This window comes from Salipaludibacillus sp. CUR1, assembly GCF_021028955.1.
GTDB lineage: Bacteria > Bacillota > Bacilli > Bacillales > Salisediminibacteriaceae > Salipaludibacillus.
Genome location: NZ_JAIWPE010000051.1, coordinates 1 through 24,447, shown reverse-complemented (window position 1 = coordinate 24,447; position 24,447 = coordinate 1). Strand labels below are relative to the sequence as shown.

At 45.7% G+C, this 24,447-nt stretch carries 13 protein-coding genes; 7 read left to right on the top strand and 6 right to left on the bottom strand.

The features are described from left to right. Positions 1 to 178 precede the first annotated feature (178 nt). The 3 genes from K8O68_RS10220 to K8O68_RS10210 form a co-directional block, all read right to left on the bottom strand. Entirely contained in the window at positions 179 to 7,096 is a 6,918-nt protein-coding gene (locus tag K8O68_RS10220; protein ID WP_230896793.1) for a pullulanase, read from the bottom strand. A 319-nt stretch (positions 7,097 to 7,415) separates the two neighbouring features. Then, positions 7,416 to 8,267 carry a trypsin-like peptidase domain-containing protein gene (locus tag K8O68_RS10215; protein WP_230896792.1) on the bottom strand — a complete coding sequence of 284 codons (852 nt, stop codon included), beginning with the start codon at positions 8,265 to 8,267 and terminating at the stop codon, positions 7,416 to 7,418. Positions 8,268 to 8,417: 150 nt separating this feature from the next. Then, positions 8,418 to 9,941: a sodium/proline symporter gene (locus tag K8O68_RS10210; protein WP_230896791.1), complete on the bottom strand. Its 1,524-nt coding sequence runs from the start codon at positions 9,939 to 9,941 to the stop codon at positions 8,418 to 8,420. 664 nt (positions 9,942 to 10,605) lie between these two features. Here K8O68_RS10210 and htpG point away from each other — a divergent pair. Further along, positions 10,606 to 12,492 (top strand): molecular chaperone HtpG, encoded by a 1,887-nt coding sequence (gene htpG, locus K8O68_RS10205; protein WP_230896790.1) that lies wholly within the window; start codon positions 10,606 to 10,608, stop codon positions 12,490 to 12,492. A 1,472-nt stretch (positions 12,493 to 13,964) separates the two neighbouring features. On the opposite strand, the gene K8O68_RS10200 is transcribed toward htpG, so the two are convergent. The 3 genes from K8O68_RS10200 to K8O68_RS10190 form a co-directional block, all read right to left on the bottom strand. Continuing rightward, entirely contained in the window at positions 13,965 to 14,621 is a 657-nt protein-coding gene (locus K8O68_RS10200) for a GGDEF domain-containing protein (protein ID WP_230896789.1), read from the bottom strand. A gap of 40 nt (positions 14,622 to 14,661) precedes the next feature. Then, entirely contained in the window at positions 14,662 to 14,814 is a 153-nt protein-coding gene (locus tag K8O68_RS10195; RefSeq protein ID WP_093051137.1) for an aspartyl-phosphate phosphatase Spo0E family protein, read from the bottom strand. 490 nt (positions 14,815 to 15,304) lie between these two features. Continuing rightward, positions 15,305 to 16,339, bottom strand: a complete 1,035-nt coding sequence (locus K8O68_RS10190) for an LLM class flavin-dependent oxidoreductase (protein WP_230896788.1) — start codon at positions 16,337 to 16,339, stop codon at positions 15,305 to 15,307. A gap of 130 nt (positions 16,340 to 16,469) precedes the next feature. Here K8O68_RS10190 and K8O68_RS10185 point away from each other — a divergent pair, with 130 nt between their 5' ends. From K8O68_RS10185 to K8O68_RS10160, 6 genes are all read left to right on the top strand, one after another. Next, positions 16,470 to 17,060, top strand: a complete 591-nt coding sequence (locus K8O68_RS10185; RefSeq protein ID WP_230896787.1) for a molybdopterin-dependent oxidoreductase — start codon at positions 16,470 to 16,472, stop codon at positions 17,058 to 17,060. Between the two features lie 477 nt (positions 17,061 to 17,537). Further along, on the top strand, positions 17,538 to 19,082 hold the full coding sequence (locus K8O68_RS10180) for an AbgT family transporter (RefSeq protein ID WP_230896786.1): 1,545 nt from the start codon (positions 17,538 to 17,540) through the stop codon (positions 19,080 to 19,082). An 82-nt stretch (positions 19,083 to 19,164) separates the two neighbouring features. Then, positions 19,165 to 20,370 carry a M20 metallopeptidase family protein gene (locus tag K8O68_RS10175; RefSeq protein WP_230896785.1) on the top strand — a complete coding sequence of 402 codons (1,206 nt, stop codon included), beginning with the start codon at positions 19,165 to 19,167 and terminating at the stop codon, positions 20,368 to 20,370. A gap of 1 nt (position 20,371) precedes the next feature. After that, the gene (locus K8O68_RS10170; RefSeq protein WP_230896784.1) at positions 20,372 to 21,697 is read left to right on the top strand and encodes an amidohydrolase; all 1,326 of its coding nucleotides are present in this window, start codon (positions 20,372 to 20,374) and stop codon (positions 21,695 to 21,697) included. Beyond that, complete coding sequence (locus K8O68_RS10165; RefSeq protein ID WP_230896783.1) at positions 21,694 to 22,941, top strand: M20 family metallo-hydrolase; 1,248 nt, start codon at positions 21,694 to 21,696, stop codon at positions 22,939 to 22,941. The genes K8O68_RS10170 and K8O68_RS10165 overlap by 4 nt, the downstream gene beginning before the upstream one ends. 1 nt (position 22,942) lies before the next feature. Continuing rightward, positions 22,943 to 24,241 carry a hypothetical protein gene (locus K8O68_RS10160; RefSeq protein ID WP_230896782.1) on the top strand — a complete coding sequence of 433 codons (1,299 nt, stop codon included), beginning with the start codon at positions 22,943 to 22,945 and terminating at the stop codon, positions 24,239 to 24,241. Positions 24,242 to 24,447: the final 206 nt, after the last annotated feature.

Genomic DNA, 24,447 nt, shown 5'->3' with positions numbered 1-24,447 from the left:
ATTTATTAATGGTTCTTTTATATTTTTTCATTAAAACACCTTCTTTACAGGACCAAAAGCAAGGTCTTTATCCTTACAAATACTGGGGGGTCAGACCCCCCAGATATATCCAAAAAGCACCCGGATTCACATAGAATCCGGGTGCCTTTCGCTCGTCACTTACTTGATAGAGAATAAGTTATTGTGACAGTTCTTTAATTTTCGCTAGTGTGACAGGGTCTGCAATACCGTTAACCGCAAGGTCATGCGCTTTCTGGAAGTCCTTCACCACTCCGGATGTGACAGGTCCGTAGTTCTCGGACGGATTGGAAGGGAAGTTTCCAAAGCCTAAGTCAGTTAACTGCAGCTTTAACTCTCTAATTTCAGGAGCTGAATGACCATCTGTATAAACAGATGTGAAAAGGTCATTCATGAAATCAAGCGTCTCCTGATCGGCCACGCCGGTTTCATTCAGCCCATAGTAATCCTGGAAGCTTAGAACCACTGATGAGGTTACAGGTCCAAACAGCTCGGAAGGATCCTCAGGGAATTTCCCGAAACCAAGAAGGCTCAAGTGCTGCTTCATAATCTTCACAGCTTTGCCTGTGTCGCCGTGCTGATAAGGCACGTCCATGGCTAATTCGGCAATTTTAGCCAGCGTCACCGGATCTGCAATCCCATTGACAGCCAGGTCATGCGCTTTCTGGAAGTCAGACACAACACCCATTGTCACAGGCCCGTAATTCTGGGATGGATTCAATGGGAAGTTGCCAAATCCAAGAGCAGTTAAATCAACCTTCAGCTGTCTGATCTCCGGAGCCGTGTTGCCGTCTGTATAAACGGAGGCTAACAGATCACTCATAAGATCAAGGGTTGCCTGATCCGCTTCACCTGTCACTTCAAGGCCGTAGTAAATCTGGAACGCCGACACTACACCTTTAGTTACAGGACCAAATCTTTCAGATGGATCAGCAGGGAAGTTTCCGAAACCAAGCTTCGTTAAATCCTGCTTCATCAGCTTAATTTCTTTTCCTTCATCCCCGTCTTTGTATGGGACGTGCAGCACAAGTTCATCAATTTTAGCTAAAGTGACAGGGTCTGCAATACCATTCACCACAAGGCCGTGGGCTTCCTGGAAGTCAGATACCACGCCCATCGTCACCGGGCCGTAATTTTCAGATGGATTTGAAGGGAAGTTTCCAAATCCGAGAGAAGTCAAGTGCAGCTTCAGCTGTCTGATTTCAGGTGCGGAGTTGCCGTCTGTATAAACAGAGTTCAGGATACTATCCATGAGATCAAGGGTCGCCTGATCCGCTTCTCCAGTCACTTCAAGCCCGTAATACTCCTGGAAATCTTTTACGACACCCTCTGTAACTGGACCAAATCTGTCAGAAGGAGAGGATGGGAAGTTTCCGAAACCAAGTTCAGTGAGCTTCAGCTTCATCTCACGAATCTCTTCGCCCTCATCGCCGTCTTTATAAGGAATTTGGAGCTCTTCTTCAGGTGGTGTCTGCTCCTCCCCGCCTTTTTTCACAACAACAGCAGTTAATGGATCAAGTGTAATCTCGTCAGCGGTCATTTCAAAGCCGCTTGGATCAGAGACTTCCACCGTCCCCGCTTCATCACTATCCACAATGACAGTGCCTTCAGTCAGGTCATACTCTTCAAGAGTAAGCGTCCGTTCGTTACTGTCTGCATTGACAAAAACGAAATATTCGCCGCTGTCGTCTGTAGATAAAGCATGGTAGCCGATAATTAAGTCCTGGTCGCCTATTTCAGGCGCATCAATAAACGAGACATTTTCATCGATCTCATCCATTGTTCCTAAACGGAAAGCGTCAGTCGAACGGCGCAGTTCAATCAATCCTGTCGTGTATTCACGCGTCAGGTTGTTGATCGGATACTGCTCAGCATCAGTTGCTTTATCCCACTCAATCATGTTTATCGCATCAGTGGAATCGTACGAATCGTGAATAAAGTAAGGATATTTAAACGGGTTGCCGTCTTCATCCTCCATATACGTCGACTTGTACGGCGCTTCATCCGTTTCAGCACGGAACTGCTTAGTACGGCCGAATTCCTGTCCTGCATGGATAAACGATGTTCCCTGGGCCGTCAAGACCATGAGGTTTCCGAGACGGATACGCTCGTGGATTTCTTCCTGATGATACTCAGGGTCTTTCTTAATAGACTGTGCAATAACATCATGAAGCGTTAAATTATCGTGTGCAGCGATGTAAGGAACCACATCTCCAGGGTTTGTTGCCTTGAAGTTATGCGGGTTCGCTGTCACGTTATCATAAATCTGCTGAATGTCGCGGGCTCCGCCAGTAATGAAACGCGGCTGGCCTTCACTTCCAAATCCGGACTTCAGTTCGTTACGGAAATCATCCGAGAATGAACCGACAGATTCTGTATGCTGCATCCAGTCCTGGTCTGCAGGCATAACGTCGCCGCCGTGCTCATCACCGACAAACGTTCTCCAGCCTTCCCCGATCATCACGATGTTCGGGTTAACTTCTTTCGCTTTGTCATAAGCCATCTGGATACTTTCCGCATCATGATCGCCCATCATGTCAAACCGGAAGCCGTCCACTTTGAACTCTTCCACCCAGTACATAATGGAATCGGTAAGAATACGCCGCGCCATTTCATGAGTGGTACCGAGACGTCCGCCGCCAAAGCTTGTGCGCGGAGTACCGTCCGCATCCATGAAGTGGTAATAGTTTGGTTCCAGATCTTCGAAAATCTCAACACGCGCTGTGTGGTTGTAGACAACGTCCAGAACGACACCCATGCCGCGGTCGTGAATTTCGGCAATCAGGTTTTTAAATTCTTCGATTCGCTTTTCGGCATCGTCCGGATCTTCGGAATACATGCCTGTCAGCGAGAAATAACTGTGAGGGTCATAGCCCCAGTTATAGTTGTTCTGAGTCGATGAGTACTCAAGCAGACGCTCGTCATTGTTGTACTCATCCGCGAAGAAGTAGCTCATGACCGGCAGAAGCTGAATATGGGTCACGCCTAAATCTTCAATGTAATCGAGTCTTTCAACAAATGAAGCAAACGTACCAAACTGTGCCTCAAGTTCATCATCGATGGATGGATCTGATGTGAAATCACGAACGTGGATTTCATAAATGATCGCATCTTCACGTTTTTCGAAGCCGTCAATTTCAGCAAAATCAAGCTCTGGGCCTATGGAAGATGCATCAACAATGGCCGCTTTACCAATTGGCACGTCGCCATTAAAGCTGTCCCATGTAGCCATAGACTGCGCATACGGATCAAGTGCCAGAACGCTTTCGCCGTCACGCTCGATCTCGTAGTGGTAGTAATATCCGTTTAAGTCACTGACACCAGTATTTGATTCATCCAGCGTCACTTCCCAAACGCCTCTGTCGCCGCGGGTCATATCCACATCGTCAGTCACCACGTCATACTGGTCATCACGGTCATATAGCACGATAGACACATTGTCCGCGCTTGGAGACCATAATTTTAACGTCGCTGACCCGTCGTCATGCAATTCAGCGCCTAAATCTCCGTCGTATGCAAACATTTCATCCTTCAGGCGCCAGCCAATGGCAGCTGTCACCGTTTTATCCATAAACGTCACTTGGAATGGTGCTGCTTCAAGGTCAAATGCGCCATGCACCTTAACCGTTTTGCCATCATCATTTTTAGTCACGCTGTCAAAGCTTACATCGTTTCCATCTCTGTCCGTAATCGTCAAGCCTTCCATTAAGTCCTCTTCGGAAAAATCAGCAGTTGACGAGAAGCGTAATTCAATTAATTCATCAGACAGGACATCGCCATGTTCCAATCCTTCTTCAAAAACATAGTAAGGGTTTGTGTAAACAGTATCATCTCCCTCACGAAGGAAAATATGGTTATGGCTATTTAAATCAGAGAATGACATATCGCCGCTCTGTTCCTCAGTCTCCTTGTTTACTAGCAGGAAGTTGATTTGGCCGGCATCTTCCTGAAGCTCAAGATCAAGGTAAGCGCCATGTTTTCCAACCTGGCTGTTTGAGAACTGGTGAGCTCCGTCAGGCCAGCCGTCTGTCGGCTCCAATACGTCGCCCCATGTCCATAATCCCCAAGGGTCATAAGCCTGATCTTCTCTTTCATAATGGACTCTGACCGTATTTTCAGGTAAGTCCACGGGCTCATAAAGGAAGAGATCGCCTTCTTCCGACAGCCAGACTTCATTCATATCTCCCGACAACAAATTAACGATAATGTCGCCTGTTAAGTTGTCGCCATTAGAGTTATTTACGAGCATTCCGACACGCTGGGCGTCTTCCTGCAGTTCAACATCGACATACACACCGTAATCGGTCGTTTGTCCGTCAACAAGTGACATGGCGCCACCTGGCCAGCTTCCAGCTTCTTCGGACTGAGTCGCTACATCTCCCCATACCCAAAGACCAAGGTTGGAGAAGTCATTTGCTTCATTTTCATAGTGGACTCTTAAGTGGTTGTCAGGTATATCACCAGGTGTATCACCAGGCTCTTCTCCCGGTCCTTCTTCACTTTCTGAGCCCAGGATTTCTCCTCCAGCTGCAGTCAGAAGAAGTGTCCCGCCGTCTGCGCGCGCTGGAACAGTAAGCGTGACTTCCTGTTCAGCAGTTGCTTCATACGTTTCACCGCTGTAAGCATCTGTCACTGTTACATCTTCTGCACTTACCTGAAGAGTCACTTCCTGCGGATTTTCCGCTACGTTTAAACCGACGTAGACAGATTCTCCATCGAATGAACGGTTAAACAGGAGGAACTCGTCATCGTCAGAACCTGATACGTGACTGCGGTCTCCTCTGGCAAAAATGTCAGAGTAATCGTTTCTGAAAGATAGTAATTTTTGGTAATGATCGTAAATTTCCAGTCCTTCATGTGTGCCTGCATCAATTTCATCCCAAGGCATATCATATCTGTTGTCATACAACGGATAGTTATCAGCTCCGCTCAATCCAAGTTCTTCGCCGTAATAGATTACCGGCTGGCCTTTCGCTGTTACTTGGAGAGCTGAGGCAACAAGCAGTTTACCTACGTCGCCGTCAACAAGCTCAAGGAAGCCTGCTTCATCATGGCTGCCAAGGAACTGCCCGAGAGTTGCCGTATTGTCCAGCTGGCCGTTTCGTGCTTCAAGCTGGCTGTTTGCTCTCTCAAGGTTTCCGTTCGCAAATTGGCGGGCCGTGTTCTTAAATTCAAAGTCAAGCAATGAATCCATCATGCCGCTGTTAAGGTAGCCGTGGTCATCACTCTGGCCCGCGCCCCATGATTCACCAATCATTTTAAATTCAGGCATGGCACGGGTTAATTCATTTTTAAATGCCATCCACGTTGTGTCTTCCACGTGTTTAACTGTATCCACACGGAAATAGTCAATCGTGTTGCCGTTTTCCGTACGGGATTTTTCAATCCAGTCAGTCTGCCATTCAACGATCTGTTCGCGCACTTCAGGATCTTCAGTAATAAAGTCCGGAAGCCCCGCAAGTTCACCGGTTACTTCGTCGCCGCCTACATTGGCGCCCTGGCGAAGCATGTCGCTGAAGAATTCTCTTTCTTCATCCGTTGGATAGCCGGCAGGCCTTTGATCTTCAGGAATCTCGCCGTCAATCTCTTTCAAACCGTAGCCTGTATGGTTCAATACGACATCGACCATTATTTTCATGCCGCGGTCATGTGCTGCATCAATCATTTCATGGAACTCTTCCATTGTTCCAAAATGCTGATTAAGCTCTGTGAAATCGCTGGCCCAGTATCCGTGGTAGCCGAAATACGGGTGGTCCGACGGATGCTCGTCGTCGGCATTAAATCTCACGTCGTGCTGAATGTTCTCAACAATTGGGCTGATCCAGATCGTGTTAATTCCCAGATCGTCAAGATAATCAAGACGCTCAGTAATCCCTTTAAAGTCGCCGCCCTGGTAGGTTCCGCGCGGATACTCATCATAAGAATCGTAATTCATGCCATAAGGGTCATTATTACCTTCGTTTCCGTCAAAAAAGCGGTCTGTAAGCATGAAATAAATCATTGCTTCATCCCAGTCAAAATCCGCTTCTTCTCCTACGAACTGCCGAGTTTTAACTTCCATTTCGGCAGAGCCGTGGTGGCGGTTGCCGTACTCATCCACAGCTGTAAGCGGAATTTCCTTCACTCCAGCTGGAGTATCGTGCGTGACAGCCACAGTCACTTCTTCAAGTTCCGGGTCAATTTCAAGCTGCTCCGAACCGCCCAAGGCAGACGTGTCAGCATAAAGAGAACGGATCCCTGTGTCGAATTCGTTAGAAATATCAAGTGATAGAACAGCGTTTTCATTATAGTCAATTGCTTCCGGTTCTACTGTACCGGATAAACTGATTGCAGCTTCCAGGTTTCTTACAGTAGAGTCCTCTTTATAAGGGTCGCTCACTTCCGTTGTTTCCCCGTCTTTTGTAACAAGGAACGAATACGGATGCTCCCCTTCCGGAAGATTTTCGTAATGGTAAGTAAAACGCTCATTACTTTCCTCATATGTCATTTCATATGTTTCATCTAAAATCTTTAATTCTACTTTTTCAATCGTATCCATATCATCAGTTAAGTATAAGTCGCGGTCACGGTAATAAAATGTCGCATTTCCGCTGTCCACTTCAGGACCTGACACTTCAGGCACGGTGAGGAACTCTTCCTCTCCCTGAGTCACGTGGACTTTTGTAAGCGGGTCCTGCTGGTTCACCTGAATGGAACGGTCCACCTCACGTCCACCCGGTTCCCGGTCTTCCCAGTCGTCTTTACGGACAATAAATCCAACCTGTTTGGTCGAAGGTGAAACCTCAATATAGGCTGTCGCCAGTCCGTCTTCGAATTCAGTAAAATCTATATTATCGTCCTGTACGCCAGTGTTCCAGACCCAAACATCCCAGTCGTCATATGTTTCGTCTTCTCTTTCATACGTCAAGCGGATCGTACGGTTATCATTTGAACTCTCTTGTGCCTGAACTTCCTCATCAGACCCTTCTTCAGCGCCAACAGGCTGGACAGACACGGTCAAAAATGACGGAATCAGGCTCAGAAGCATCACTAAAATCATAAAAATAGCTGAATAACGCTTGGTTTTACGCCTTTTCATCAATTAATCTCCCACTCCTTTTAAAAGATTTTCCGACAGGGGTCAGACCCCCCATTATTTCCCATCCCCCTCCTTCCGGCGGCATCGTTCCTCATCTAAACCGCCTAAATGCAACTTGCGAAAACGTTTGCACAAAAGGTTAAAAAAATGCTGCCTCTAATCTAAGTTTTATTCACAGTCTTGTGCAAACGCTTTCTTCTATAACTATACAACGATTTTCTCTAAATAACTACGAATTTTTACCATTTCCCCTCAAATAAAATAAAAATAGGCATTATTGACTATGCCTATTTTCTCCCAATCTACTATACTATGTAAGTTACCCATTCATCAGTTCCTCAATTATCGAACTGATTTTATAGAAGGGAATACTAAACCCAATGGCTGGGTCATCGAGACTTTTTGCCGCATTTATAGCTATGAATTTCTCTTCATTTTTTGACAGCAGAGGGCCGCCGCTGTTCCCTTCTGAAATTTGCGCTGAAATTTCGTAAAGGTCTTCATATCTGTAAGTCCCTATCGTTAAATCTCTGTTTGTACCTGTTATATGCCCCATTGTCGCTGTATTACTGACACCTTTGGGGCTCCCTAATGCTACTACCTCTTCTCCCGTTTTAAACTCTTTTTCTTTTTCTAAAGGAAAAGGTTCTTCCCCTTCCAATTCTTCCACATGCAGCACAGCCACGTCCATATGCTCTGAAGAGCCTTCCAAAGTCGCTGTATATTCCTCGCCGTCATTAGTAATAACAGTGGCTGTCGCACTGTTTCTCATAACGTGTGCATTAGTAATCACAATCCCCTGTTCATTATAAAGAAAAGCAGACCCTTGCTCGCCGGGGGCTTCTACTGTATACACACATTCCTGTGCTTCAGCAATCACTTCTGTCAAGTCTCTTGGTGCGTCCCTTTCTTCAATAAAAGCCGGGACAGCAAACGACTTTTGCTCTTTCACCGTATCGGACCTCTCAGCACCAGGCGCCGTCGTTAAAGGCGGGGAAGCTACAGCTGACTGATACATCACTCCTCCCTGGATACCGGCAATCAATCCGATCACAAGCGCAACAATTACAGCCGTAAGAAATTTTTTTCGGGAAGGAGGCTGCTTTGATCTGCAGTTAGGGCAGGCAGGATCTGATCTCATTAATTGAATTCCGCATTTATAGCAAAACATGCCTTCTCCTCTTTCTATTTTATTTTAACTTCATTATATAACAATCAGAAACTAGAAAACAGAGACTTTAAAATTGCTGAGGATATACAGGCAGCCTCCTTTTAGACCGCCTGTATTTCCAGTCACATCCATAATTGCCAAACGGATCTCCTACCCCGCTTTTTCCATATTATCAATCATCTGCCCTGCGTTCTCTGGCTTTTTAGTAAATAAACTGACAACGACAGTGAAAAATGTCGCCACGAGAAAGCCGGGAACAGCCTCATAAGTAATCCCAAAGAAATAAGTATTCAAAAATTCTTGGACATCAATAAATCGGTAAGTCCACTCCGGCTGACGCTGGACCATAACGACTGTGAAAAGCCCTGTAATCATACCTGTCAGTACACCTGCCCTGGACAGCCCTTTCCAGTAAAAAGTAAGAATGAGCGCAGGACCAAAGCATGCCCCCAGCCCGCCAAACGCAAAAAGAACCATCCAGAAAACGAACTGTTCAGCTGCCATTGCCAGCCATAGAGACAGCCCCATAATGACCACAATCGTCAGCCGGCTGTACATAACAAGCTTCTGCTGTGAGAGCCGTTTATCCCTCGTAATAATTTTATCAATAATATCCCTGACAACAGCGCTCGAACCAACGAGCAGCTGACTGTCCGCGCTGCTCATAATCGCAGCAAGAACGGCCACAAGTAAGATGCCGGCAAAAAAAGGATTCATCACTTCGGCACCAAGTGACGTAAAAATCTGCTCATTATTTTCTCCAGGAAGCTGTTCCACACTCGGGAAATAAACACGGCCGATTAAACCGGTCAATATCGCACCCCAGCCCATGACCACATTCCAAACGGTTGCAATCATGGCAGCCTGCCTCATCTCCCGGACGTTCTTCAGACTCATGTACCGCACAACGATATGCGGGTTGCCCGGGCTGCCGAACCCTATCCCTAAAAGACCGATAATTGCACCAAATGCAAAGGCAAAAGGACTCGTGAAACCGCCGCCTTCAGCAGCCATCACATCAAGAACCGGCCCGAAACCGCCAAGCTGAATAAGAGCTGTGGCAGGTAAAACAATTAATGAGAAAAACATAAATAAAATTTGCAGAACATCGGTTTTACTTACCGCATGAAAGCCGCCCAGAATAGTATAAATAAATATGATTGATGCCGTAAGCCACATACCCTGGGTACTTGTTATACCGAGGCTTCCCGAAAAGGCTGTCGCCCCTCCTACAAGCTGGCTGCCTACATACGCGACCATGAAAAATAAGATAATCAGAGAACTTACAAGGCGGACAATTTTCCACGGATCGCCCAGCCTGCTTTCGAAGATATCAGGAATGGTAATGCTCCCAGTCTTTTCACTGAACTGCCTGAACCTCCGCGCAACAAAAAAGAACATAAAAACTTCTACTGTTATGTAGCCGGCCACGGCCCAGACAGCATTTAATCCCGTTAAATAAGCCGTCCCTGTCACCCCTAAAATCAGCCAGGAACTCCTCCCGGAACTTACAGCTGAAAACGCCACCGTCCATTTACTTAATTTCCTTCCAGCCAGGAAGAAATCTGTTAAACCTGCCGAACTTTTTCTGGAGCTGTAAATACCAATAATTATCAATAAAATTAAATAAGCGATTAACACACTGACTGTCACCGGATGCGCTGTAATATCCACTTTTATCCCCCCTTAAGCTAATAATCCTCTTTTTCTTCCTTTTTGCCCGTTATAAAATAACAGACAACCCCTGTTAGTATAATCATTGCCGGGACAATCACCATCCCGAATAAAATGCCGAAAGTCATACTCTCCCTCCTTTACATTAGAATCAAGTTCTCACTTTTACACTATTTTAATTTTTCTGAATTATAAATACTTCTTTTCAATCAGGAAATTATCCTCCCTGAAACGTTGACATCACGTGTAAAATTAGTAAAATAAAAATTGGATTAGCACTCGGCATCCGAGAGTGCTAAAAATATTTTATTACATAGGCGCTTCTGTTGAAGTGAGCTGTTAATACGGCAAACATTCCTGGGGGTTTTGAGGAAAACTAGAACGCCTCTCCTTGTCCCCGGATTTTAAAGACCAATGTAGATTTGAATGTATACGAGACGCCTGCGGGAAAAGCAAGAGCTAATTCATTTGCGACGAGCAAGCGGAGCGGCGCAGGAGCAGAAGATCCATCGGGGTGGTTTTCCCCGATTAGCTGAAGCCTTGCCCGCGGCACATCTTTTTCATGCGACGAGCAAGCGGGGCGGCGCAGGAGCAAGCGAGTATATATTAAAAAATCAACAACTTTAACAGCGCCGTGACATTACAAAAAAAAGGAGACATGAAGATGGCTAAGAAGGAATTTAAAGCAGAATCGAAACGGCTTCTGGAAATGATGGTTAATTCTATCTATTCTCAAAAAGAAATTTTCCTCCGTGAGTTAATTTCCAATGCCAGCGACGCCATTGACAAGATGTACTACCAAGCACTTACTGATGATTCAGTGACGTTTGACCAGGATAATTTCTACATTAAAGTATCCACAGATAAAGTAAACCGCACGCTTACTATTGCCGATACAGGAATCGGCATGACGAAAGACGAGCTGGAGAAAAATCTTGGAACCATTGCTGAAAGCGGCTCTCTCGCCTTCAAAAAAGAGAATGAAATTAAAGACGGACACGACATTATCGGGCAATTCGGAGTCGGGTTTTATTCTGCCTTTATGGTGGCAGACTCCGTTAAAGTGATCAGTAAGGCTTTTGGAACAGATGAGGCTCATCAGTGGGAATCCAATGGAACCGACGGATACACAATTGAACCTGCTGAAAAAGACACCACTGGAACAACTATCATTATTAAGCTGAAGGAAAATGCTGAAGAGGAAAATTACGACGACTTCCTTGAAGAAAACCAGCTGAAGTCCATCATCAAAAAGTATTCCGACTTCATTCGCTATCCTATTAAAATGAACGTCACTGTCCACCAGCCTAAAGAAGACTCTGAAGACAACGAAACAGAAGAGGTCCTTGAAGAGCAGACAGTTAACAGCATGGTGCCGATCTGGCGTAAAAATAAGTCCGAACTTACAGACGAAGACTATGAAAATTTCTATCAGGAGAAACGGTACGGCTTCGACAAACCGCTTAAACACATTCATATTAACGTAGACGGGACTATCCGCTACAATGCGATCCTGTTTATCCCGGAAACTATGCCGTTCGACTATTACTCTAAAGAGTTTGAAAAAGGCCTTGAACTTTATTCCAGCGGCGTTCTTATTATGGACAAAAGCCCGGATCTCCTGCCAGACTACTTCAGTTTTGTAAAAGGAATGGTCGATTCTGAAGATCTGTCTCTGAACATTTCCAGGGAAATTCTTCAGCATGACCGCCAGCTGAAAGCGATTGCCAAGAACATTAAGTCAAAAATCAAGTCCCAGCTGAAGTCACTGCTTAAAGAAGACCGTGAAAAATACGAGAAGTTTTATGACTCATTCGGACGCCAGCTGAAATACGGCGTGTACAGCGATTTTGGCGCAAACAAAGGAGATCTGCAGGATCTGCTTATGTTCTATTCATCTACTGAGAAAAAACTTGTTACACTTGATGAATATGTATCGCGTATGCCTGAAGACCAGAAGTACATTTATTATGCAACCGGCGATTCCTATGACCGTATCGAAAAGCTTCCGCAAACTGAAATGGTTGCAGATAAAGGCTACGAAATTCTTTTCTTTACAGAAGATGTAGACGAGTTTGCCATTAAAATGATGCGCGAATATAAAGAGAAAGAATTCAAGAACGTCTCAAGCGGTGATCTCGGACTCGATACAGATGACGAAAAAACCGATGAAGACGACAAAGCCGCCGGTGAAAATAAAGAACTGTTCGAAGCTATGAAGGATATTCTAGGCGACAAAGTAACGGATGTGCGCATTTCCAAACGTCTGAAATCCCACCCGGTATGCCTGACTACCGAGGGTGAAGTCACAATTGAAATGGAAAAAATCCTTCAGCAAATGCCTGACAACCAGGGCGTTAAAGCTGACAAAGTACTTGAAATCAACCCGAACCACACTGTTTTCCAGTCACTTAAAGACGCACAAGGCGCCGACAAAGACAAACTTCAGGTTTACACTAACCTGCTCTATAACCAGGCCCGTCTCATCGAAGGCCTGCCGGTAGAAGACCCTGTGGAATTCACAAACGACATGTGGAAAGCCCTTGGCTAATTAGTTTATCCCCATGGTGGCCAGCGAGCCATCGTGGGGTTTTTATTTGTATCGGATGAGGTATTGGCAGAAGCTGCACTGGATTGTGGTCAGTTTGCGATAGTGTGGTTCAGTTTGTCGATAGTGCAGGCGGGGGGTGGATTGTTGCACATTCTGCCAGGATTGTTGCGTAACCGCAAAGGATTGTTAGGATTTTTATCTTTATTGGGGCACAAGGGAGTTGGATTGTCGCAGATCAGCCGGGGATTGTGGCAAACCACCCTAAACGGTAACAAAATCGCACGCTATTGTCTCATATCGCTTCTGGTTTTTCGCTATAGCGGATGGCCTCCCAGACCCCTTATACCCGCTTCAAGTTATAAATCTTATGATCACCCCTAAAGTATACGCCGTACTTAAACCACGTATCGCTATCCGATACAGCTTGATCTCTTATCCTGCAGCCTCTTTCAGTTTTGATGTATCGCTTTCCAACATAAAGCAACCTTCCTCACAAAATATTTTTCCAAAAAAAACTGCTTAAAATCTAGGCTGGCCTCAAATTAAATGCAATGGTCCCGGTCCTCTTCGGCTATCTTTTTAAGATTAGATTTTCTGGTCCTAAGTCTATCCTTGTCTGTTCGTGATTCAAATGGCAGGCAATAATTAAAATTTAGGTAAAACCATCTACTATTTGCTTTTTTAGAAAGCGTTCAGAAGGTCCATTACAAAATATAAAACAAACCGGTACAATTTACTTATTGGATCTAAACCGTGACCAAGTGGAACACAACGAAACAGAAACCTGCGATTTGCATTCAAACGTTTTGCAGGTTGGTTGCGTTATTGATTACTTGGTAGATTTTCATCACCAGGGAACACGATCAGCAGTAGATGCTATCTCTGCAATCACTCACGTTCTAAGCGACATTACTATTTGGGAGGACCTTCCTTTCCAAGGTAGAAAAAGTAAATAATTTACATCGCCCCCTTTCAGACCCTGGTTACAGCAGGAAGCACCTGTAGCCAGGGTCTTTATTATGGTTTACAGCAGTCTTTTCTGCGTCCGGCTGTGCGGCTTATAATCAGTATTGTCCATTTTCAACGATTGGCCCAACTCCGGATTAGAAATACACTACCCATTTACGGAAAACTGCGTTCTATAGTCAATTTCCCTTTTTCTCAGCGAAATTTCTCATCTTTATCAGCGATTTTTCTCTCCTATCAGCGAAAATCACTCCTCTATCAGCGATTTTTCTCTTCTATCGGCGATAATCACCTTCCTATCAGCGATTTCTCTCTTCTATCAGCGAAAATCACCCCTCTATCAGCGATTTCTCTCTTCTATCAGCGGAAATCACCTCTCTATCAGCGATTTCTCTCTTCTATCAGCGAAAATCACCCCTCTATCAGCGATTTCTCTCTTCTATCAGCGATTCCTCCTCCCCCTTTTCTCCTCACAAAAAAAAACATGCGGACTGTTCCGCATGGGTTTACCTGTGAGCAGGATACTTTTTCGAGTTCTTGTTTTCATACATATTGTCATCGGCTTCTTTTATAAGGTCGCGTATGTCCGTTTTACCGGGCTGCTGAACACTTGAGCCAATAGAGACCGATACAGATTGTTTTATTTCCGGAATAATCAAATCTGCCAATTGCTGCTGAAGATCCCTCGTAAACCTGTCTATCTCTTCATCATTATGACATGTACCAATGACGAGAAATTCATCTCCGCCCCAACGTGCAGAGGCATAAATTTTATTATCATACTGCATCAGCATCTTTGCGATTTTTATTAACACAAGATCACCTGCGGAATGGCCCCAGGTGTCATTTATTTTCTTAAAGTTATCGCAATCCAGAAGCAGAACAAACAGCTTATAATTATTTCTGTTTGCTTTTTTAATATATTTAGAGAAATTCTGTTGGATATAACGCCGGTTATAGAGGCCAGTTAAACTGTCCTTTTGAGAATAAAATCTGGCTTTGTCAAACTGGTATCCTGTCCAGTAGCCGATCGGCAACAGAATGGGGTAACCGAGCCAGCCGCCTATACTGATAAAACCGTCCCTGTAGAAATAATATAAAATATAGGCTGTCTGGATAACAATGACTAGCAGCAGACTGAATATTCTTCCGGAAATATCCATTCAAGAACGCCTCTCTTCATCTATAAAATAGTGTATGAGGTTATAGACTTGCCGACGCGAGATATTGCTTTTGGAAGATGATAATCAGTTGATCGAGTTCCTGACTGCAGTTAATCGTAACTTCTGAGTTTAACCCGTGTTTAAGAGCTAAATTCATTAGTTCTTCCCTTTTTTCTGAAATTTCCTTTAACATAAAATTAGCCCCCCTGGCGTTAAAGTAGATCAATTATAACACGATTTTCCCTCAATTTGTAAAATATTTTATTAATGTCATAATTTGTTTATAGTGTAACAAATTACAACATCCTTAATACCAACTGTGTTATTCGGGTGATATCACCGTTTTACAAGTATATGCTTAGAATAACCCATCCAAAGAACATTAAAAAACCCCAGGTTTCTAACAAACTTCCAAGGACTTTTTAATATAGTAGAATAAATTACCTCTTAACACCCCGAATCTATATACCTGTGATTTAAGCACTGTAAAAATGCAAGAAGTCTCCTAATAACCCTCATAAACTTAATAAAAACAGCTTACCCAAGTCTTGGCAAAATCCCTGGATTTTTTAAACTTACTTCCTTCAATAAAAATGAACAGTTTGAAATTCAGGCTGTTACCTCCAGGGAATACTTTAACAAAAATCCGCCTGAAGGGAACCCCTCAGACGGAAAATAGTCAGTTAGTTATCTTTATTTCTTCCGGTTGCTTCTGCCACAATTTCAAAAGACCTCAGTCTGGCCGTATGGTCGAAAATCTGCGAATGGATCATCACTTCGTTAGCCCCTGTCTCATCTAAAAAGCTCTGAAGTTCCTCTTTCACTTGATCGCCTGTCCCTACAATAGCTGAACCGAATTGTTTTTTAAGAATAGACCGCTCGTAATCAGTGGCCAGTTCATCCATATTTTTTACAGGAGGCTGAAGCTTGGAAGGCTTGTTACGGATTAATCCGAGAAACTGCTGCTCCATTGATGTAGCCAGAAACCGGGCTTCTTCCTCCGTATCAGCTGCTGCCACATTGGCTGCTACCATGGCGTACGGCGCGTCCAGCACCTCTGAAGGCTTGAAATTGCTGTAATAGAGTTCAAGCGCCGGCAGCGTATTTTCCGGAGAAAAATGGCTCGCAAACGCAAACGGCAAACCAAGCTGCGCAGCAAGACGGGCACTGAATCCGCTTGAACCGAGCAGCCAGACAGGAATGTCGAGCCCCTCACCCGGCACGGCATGGACAGGGACGACTCCTCCAGCGAGGTCAGGATTGAAATAAGCCCGTAATTCTTCAAGCATCTCCGGAAAGTCGTCTCCGCCTGATCCATGCCCCCGCCTTAAAGCATAAGCCGTACGCTGGTCTGTGCCTGGTGCCCGTCCTAACCCAAGATCGATTCTTCCCGGGTAAAGCGACTCCAATGTGCCGAATTGTTCTGCTATCATTAATGGGGCGTGGTTAGGCAGCATAATGCCTCCCGACCCGACACGGATTGCCGTGGTCGCTTCAGCCACATGCCCAATCAGCACAGATGTCGCCGCACTGGCAATTCCCGGCATATTGTGGTGCTCAGCCACCCAATAGCGGTGGAAGCCCCATTTATCTGCATGTTTTGCCAAATCCCTTGTATTTTTGAATGCCTCTGTGGCAGTTGCCCCTTCTGTAATCGGTGCAAGATCAAGCACCGACAATGGAATGTCTTCTATTTGTCTGCTACGATTAGTAGACATGGGAATCTCTCCCTTCTTTTTATCTAAAAATTAATTGTATATTCCTTACAAAGTAGTCTACCAATATCAGCCGCTGATTCACACTATTATGCTTCGCAAACCGAACTAACCTGTAAAGGAGATGGTTGTTATGAAAAATCAGCTGCCGCCCGGACAATTCGAAACAGAAAAATGGCCGGTTCTGCATCAGGGGGAAATCTACACGTTTAATAAAGAAACGTGGAAATTCAGGCTTTTTGGCGAAGTGAAGGAAGAAGTTTCACTTAGCTTTGATGACGTGATGGCGCTTCCTAAAACTGTTTCAACGATTGATATGCATTGTGTCCCGACCTGGTCGAAATTTGCTACCACATTCGAAGGCATCGCTCTCCGGGAGTTTCTCTCATTAACATCTCTTAAAGAAGACGTTAACTTTGTAAAAATTTATGGCTATTACAATGGCGATCCTTTCGGCTATTCAGCCAACCTGCCGCTTGACAGGCTTCTTGGAGATGACGCCCTGTTCGTTTACAGGTGGAAAGATACTAACCGGGATTGGGAGGATATTTCCCCGAAACACGGGTTTCCGCTCCGCTTCATCCCTCCCGCCTCCTTTTATTTATGGAAAGGGACGAAGTGGGTGTCCGGCATTAAATTTATGAAAGAAGACGAAGAAGGGTTCTGGGAAGAACTCGGCTATTCCATGACAGCCGATCCCTTCAAAGAAGACCGTTACAGATGAGCCTGTGAACCCGTCCTTCACCAGCAGACATAAAGAACCCGTTTTCCCAAATTAACAGGCAACTTATTTTTTAAAGGCAAGGAGTCCTATTAATCTCCTTGCTTTTTGCTTGGTCTCACATCCCCTGGCTAACTCGCCCTCCCGAATCCTTCCCTGAATGTATTCCTGCGAATGAAAAAATAATCCCAAAATCACTATTTTCTATCATTGTCCGAAAATGTCCGTAAATCAGAACCTGCCCAGTACCCTTCCAAGACTGGGTAATTTGTTAATACTTAACCCTGGATCCTTTTTTACCGGCTTAATATTTTCATAATATTCCCAATCCCCTAAGTTCGTTATATTTTCTGACATAGATTTTATAATTTTCTGATAAAAGAGAGAGACAAATATATAAAAGTATGATAGGTTATTTATTAACGGAATAATTAAAGACATTTTCCGTAAATATGATACGATAATAAAAGGAGGATCATGATGAGTCAGTACGAAAGCAGTAACGAGAAAAAGGGATTCTTTCTTAAGTTTCTTGATGTGGTTGAAAAAGCAGGAAACAAGCTTCCTCATCCCTTTATGATTTTTGTCTATTTAGCTGTAGCAATTATTCTTCTATCATCGGTCATCAGTTTATTCGGAGTTTCTGTCGTCCATCCTGGCACACAGGAGGAAGTGGCGATCAGAAGCATGCTCTCAACGGACGGTCTTGAATTTATGCTCTCATCCATGCTGACAAACTTCACGGGATTCGCTCCTCTTGGCCTTGTGCTCGTCATGATGTTCGGGATAGGGCTTGCACAGAAGGTCGGTCTTATTGAGACTTTCATGAAGAAAACGATTCTAAACGCGCCGAAACGGCTCGTGACGTTCGTGATTATTGGAACAGGGGTCATTGGTAACTTAGCATCTGATGCAGCGTTCGTTATTATCCCGCCCCTCGCCGCTATGGTGTTTTACGCATTAGGACGCCATCCGCTGGCAGGTATGGCAGCAGGGTTTGCCGGGGTAGGTGCAGGGTTTACAGCCAACATCATCATCGCTGGAACAGATGCTCTTTTATCAGGGATCTCAACAGAAGTTGCCCAGAGCATCGATGAAAACGTTATCGTTACACCAGTAGACAACTGGTTTTTCATGGCAGCATCTGTTTTGATGCTTATGGCAGTGGGAACATGGGTTACAGAACGGATAGTGGAACCGCGGCTTGGAAAGTTTAATGAGGCCTATGCAGATGCAGACGCTGTCGACCAGAAAGTAGACGAGCCGTCAGCCCTCGAAATCAAAGGCCTGAAATATGCAGGGCTTGCCGGTCTCGCTTATCTTATTCTTGTCTCATTAACGATTGTACCGCCAAACGGGATTTTGCGGGGTGAAGAAGGAACCATCGTTCCGTCCCTTTTCCTCGAAAACATCATTCCGATCATCCTTTTCTTATTCCTTGTCGTCGCCATCACCTACGGGGTTGTGACACAAGTAATCAAAAAGTCATCGGACGTCCCTGAATTTATGGGTAAAGCGATGAAAGATATGTCCGGCTTCATCGTCCTGATTTTCGCAGCGGCCCAGTTTATCGCCTACTTCGATTGGACAAACATCGGTGTGTACATTGCCGTGAGCGGGGCGGAAATACTTCAGAACCTGAATTTCACAGGCATGGGCGTCATCGTAGGATTCATTCTGCTTACTGCTGTCCTGAACCTGTTTATTTTCAGCGGGTCTGCCCAGTGGGCACTTATGGCGCCGGTCTTTATTCCGATGTTCATGATTCTTGACTACGATCCTGCTTTTGTCCAGCTTGCTTATCGTATCGCCGATTCATCCACAAATATTATTACCCCGATGAACCCTTATGTGCCGATGGTACTGGCGTTTATGAAAAAATACGATAACCGTGCAGGATTCGGAACGTTGTTCTCAATCATGCTTCCATACGCCCTCCTGTTCCTGGGACTATGGATTATTATGTTTATTATCTGGACATTTATCGGTCTCCCTATCGGACCGGGGGTTACTCCAGGTTTGTAAAAGTATTTAAGGAAAGAGGCCGGGGCGGATGCCGTCCCTCTGTCCTCTTTCCTTCAAGTAGTTATAAGAAGGTGTGAGGTAAATGAAAGAGATAACTGTCAGAGAAGAAGCTAAAAAAATAGAAGAAGAAATTATCCGGATTCGCCGGACGCTTCATCGGAATCCTGAACTGAGCAATGAAGAATTCGAGACGTCAAAGCTGATACAGGATATTTTGGATATAGAAGATATTCCTTACTCAACAGGCTACGCAGGCACCGGAGTTCTCGGTGTGATCCGCGGTGACCTTCCCGGGAAAACCATCGCGCTCAGAGCTGATATGGATGCCCTGCCGATAAACGAAAAAAATACACACGATTTTATATCCAACTTTGAAAACAAAATGCATGCATGCGGACATGATGCCCATGTAGCCATGCTACTTGGTACAGGTATGCTTTTAAATAAATATAAACACTCCCTCGAAGGCACCGTCCTCCTCGTATTTCAGCCGGCGGAAGAAAATGCGCCCACTGGAGGGGCCGTCCAGATGATGATAGACGGCGTCTTTCATGAGTTTGAACCTGAAGCCATTTTTGCCCAGCATGTCTGGCCTGATTTGCCTGTCGGCCAGATCGGCGTGCGGCCCGGAGCCATGATGGGGAATTCCGACAGGTTCAAAATAGTTATTAAAGGATCATCCGGACACGCCAGTATGCCACATCAGACGGTCGATGCTATCGTCGTTGCCAATCAGGTCATTTCGTCGTTGCAGACGATCGTAAGCAGGAACACCGATCCTCTGGAATCTGCCGTTATCACTATCGGGAAAATTGAAGGTGGTTCCCGTTACAACGTCATAGCTGAAGAAGTGACACTGGAAGGAACGGTCCGGACGTACAAAGATGATGTGAAAGCAATGATTAAAAAGAAAATGGTTTCGATAGCTGAAGGTGTGAGTTCTTCTATGGGAGCCAGCGCAAAAGTGACATACATGGACGGCTACCCTGCCACAGTGAATACCGGCGAATGGGCTTCCCTCGTAAAAGAGACCGTATTGTCCACTCTCGGAAGCGAAGCGGCACCAGATATTCAGCCAAGCATGGGCGGCGAAGATTTCGGGCAGTTTCTGCAGCATTACCCAGGTGTTTACTACTGGCTCGGAACCGCCATCCCATCCCGGGAAGTCCAGCGCCCTCTTCACGATCCGGAGTTCGATATTGACGAAAGAGCGTTAACTATCGGCATTGAATGCATGACTGAAGTAGCTTTCTCAGCACTTGCATCTTTGAAAAATAAGGAGGAGTAAAATGGACGGCCCAATTGATCTTCCCCCTGAGGAAATAGAAATAACAGAACGGCAGGTAAGCAGATTGCGAAGGAAATTCCACCAGCTGGCGGAGCCTGGCTGGTGTGAATACCAGACAACTTGCGCGATTGTAAAAGAACTGGCTGATTTGTCGTTTGACATCTTTACCGGAGAAGACGTGACGTGGGAGGAGGCAAGAATGGGCCCCCCCCCGGAGCTCATCGACGACTATTTTTTTAAAAAAGCCGAAGAGAATCAAGTTCCTGAAGAGTTGCTTGAAAAATTGAAAGGTGGTCGGACAGGTGTTATTGCTGTGATGGACACAAAGAAACCTGGCCCGCATACCGCCTTGCGGTTTGATATTGATGCTCTCCCGATTACTGAAAGCGGAGAGGATGACCACTTGCCGGCAAGGGAGCAGTTCCGGTCCCGCCAGGAAGGGTCGATGCATGCGTGCGCCCATGACGGTCATACAGCCATCGGTATCGCTTTAGCTCACTTGCTGCATGCCCTCCGTGACCGGCTGTCCGGTAAATTCACGTTAATTTTTCAGCCGGCTGAGGAAGGGAGCCGCGGGGCAAAGTCTATCGTTGATAAAGGGTGGCTTAACGGTGTTGATTATTTTCTAAGCGGCCACATCGGCATCCAGCCGATGGAGGTTGGGTCAGTTGCGGCTACAGTCTCCGGACTTTTGGCCACTACTAAAATTGACTGCCGGTTTGAAGGGAAATCCGCTCATGCCGGCCTCAACCCTCATGAAGGGAAAAACGCTCTTCTGGCAGGGGCCGCTGCTGCTCTCCATTTAGAGACCATCCCTCCCCACCCGGAAGGAACGACCAGGCTTAATGTCGGAACCTTTCACGCAGGACGGGGCAGAAACATTGTAGCTGATGAAGCCGTCCTTGAAATTGAGACGAGGGGAAGTACGAACAAACTGAACGAGTACGTCGTCGATCAAGCGGTTAACATTTTAAAATCATCGGCAGCAATGTACGGAGTGAAAGAACACATCACCATTACTGGAGAAGGCGTATCTGCGGTGTGCGATACCGAGTGGATCGAAATTGCCAAACGAGCGGCCGGGAGATCGCGCCGGGAGATAAAAATTATAGATTCTCTTCCATTTGGTGCGTCTGAGGATGCGGCCCATATGATGAACCGCGTCCAGGAACAAGGCGGAAAAGCAACGTACATGCTTTATGGAACCCCCCTTCCCTACAGCCATCACCATACGAAATTTGATTTTGATGAAAAGACGCTGGCTGCAGCTGTCGACACACTCATCCATATGATTCTGGACATAAACGCACAGGAGGACCTGATATGAAGACTTGGCTTGAACACAATTTATTAAAATTGAATTTAACCGATACAATGGACCAGCCGGACGGTTTCACCAGGCTTTCATTCAGCCCTGAAGAATGGGAAGCGAGAGACGCATTTATTCAGATTGCTAAAGAGATGGATCTCACTATCCGTGAAGATGAAGCGGGCAACGTCATTGCCAGGTGGATACCCGGCAGCCCGGCGGAAGAAAAGCCGGCCATTGCTCTCGGCTCGCACGTTGATACCGTGACTAATGGCGGCGGATATGATGGTGTAGCCGGCGTGCTTTGCGGATTAGGAACGGTCTATCAGCTTAAAAAAGAAGGTTTTACACCAGACCGCCCGGTTGAAGTTATCTGTTTTGCTTCAGAAGAATCAGCCAGGTTCGGTGTTTCAACGATTGGCAGTAAAGCGATGAGCGGCATGCTGGATACTGAAGCTCTCGCAGAAGTGCCTGACAAAGACGGCGTGACGATTAAACAGGCCATGGAAGAACGCGGTCTGAATTATGATGAAAGTCCGAAAGCTGAAAGGGATGCAGGTGACCTTTCCTCGTTTGTTGAACTCCATATTGAACAAGGCACCCGTATAGAAAAAGCAAGGGGCGAGGTTGGTGCTGTGACAGCGATCGCCTGTCCGATCCGCCTCAACATCGACATATTCGGCAAAGCCGGGCACACCGGCACTACGCCTATGGCAGACCGGCAAGACGCACTTGTCAGCGCAGCAGAGCTGATCAGTTTTATTTACAACCGGGCACTTGCATTTAATGAAGAAAATGACACTCCTCTTGTGGCAACAGCGAGTACAATAAGCAATGAACCGAACGTCATGAATGTGATTCCCGGCAAAGTAACTGTCGGCGTAGACATACGCAGTGTGTCTGACGAACTGAAAGAGAAGATGGCAGAAGAAATCCGGAAGAAAACAGCTGAAATTGAGGAGACGTTCCGTGCTACAATAAACATACAGACACTCGTGAACAATCCTTCAATCTTTTTAGACGAATCCGTCCATAAAGATTTGACCCGCGCAGCGGAACAAGCAGGCTTAAACAATTTCACCCTGGAAAGCGGAGCCGGCCACGATGTAATGAACATGGCCCGCAAATGGCCCTCAGGACTCGTATTTATTCCGTGTAAAGACGGGCTGAGCCACCACCCTGAAGAACATGCCTCCCTCGATGACCTCGAAAAGGGAGTGAAACTGCTTGCTGCGTATATAAAAAATAAAGCAGGTGACTGAAGTGAAAATACGTTTAGGAATCATCGGCCCTGAAGATTCAATTAATACAATCTCGCCTATTGCCAGAAAATATGAAGAGTTTGAAATCCATGAATTTTCCTATGAAAAAACCGAAGAAACGGAAACTATTATTTTGGAAAACTCAAGCCAAATCGACCAGTGGCTGTTTTCAGGGCAAGCTCCTTATGCGTTTGCCATGGAAAAAAAGCTTGTCACTGAAGATACCGCCCTCTTCCCTCCTCTGCACGGTTCCAGTTTATTAGGAAAATTACTGGAAGCCCAGTACCATAAACCGGAGAAAATGACGGCGGTCAGTCTTGATACGATTCATACAGGGGAAATTGACTGGGTTAAATCCACCTACAATCTCGACTCGTTGAACGTCCAAACGTTTCCTTACAGCGGCTACAAACCGGCTGAAGATATCGTGGAATTCCACAGGAACAAATATCATTCAGGTGAATCAGAGATTGCTTTCACATGTATCCGTTCCGTCTATCAGCAGCTTAAGTCAGAAGGTATTCCTGTTTACAGGATTACGGTGACGGCTGTAACGACCCAGGTCACTCTTGAACTTCTGAAAGAACGGGGAAACGCCGACTGGTACAGAAAAAGCCAGATTGCCATCGTCGGGCTTGAAGTGTTCGAGGCAAACAACGAATCCGAAGGCCAGCTGTATTCCTACAAACGAAAACACCAGGAACTTGAATTGAAACGCCTTCTTCTTGACTACACTGAAGAATTAAAAGGCTCACTCGTCCAGATGGGAGACGGGTTGTTCTTTATTTATACGACACGGGGAGAAATTGAAACCCATCCATGGCCGTTTTATTTATTGGAGTCGGCAAGACTGCAGGCGAAACTGACAATACGCCTCGGGGTCGGCTACGGATTAACTTCCCTTGAGGCAGAACAGCACGTCCGCCTCGCTTTCCGGGACGCGCGTAAACACGAAAAACCAGTCATTATTAAAGTGGATGAGAACAAACAAATTACTGAAGTATTCCATACCGACAAGTCATTTACGTACAACCAGCGCCGGCTGAACGAACAATGGAAAACCAAATTGGGCACCCGGAATTTAAGTCCCGCCGTTGTGTCGAAGCTCGCCTCGTTTCTTAAACACTACAAAAAGAACCGGGTCACCTCCCAGGAAGTTTCACAGTGGCTCGCCAACTCAGAAAGAAACGCCCGCCGTATTCTTCATGAACTGGAAGAAGCCGGCCTCGCCACGATCGTCGGCGAAGAACAGTCAGGCGGCCGGGGCCGCCCACGGAAAATATATGAATTGAATATTTAAGTATACGCAGAGTTTGGGTGCGGCAGCCGGTTGACGGGCTGCCGCACCCTTTTTGTTGGGGAGGAGGAAATTACTGGGGGGTCTGTCCCATAACGATTGCACGTAAGTAAAATAAATACACCAATGTTAATATATGTAAACAATATTTTGGGTTAATTTTAAAAAAAGGCGGACGAGGCATATAACGACCTTGTTCCCTTTTTTTT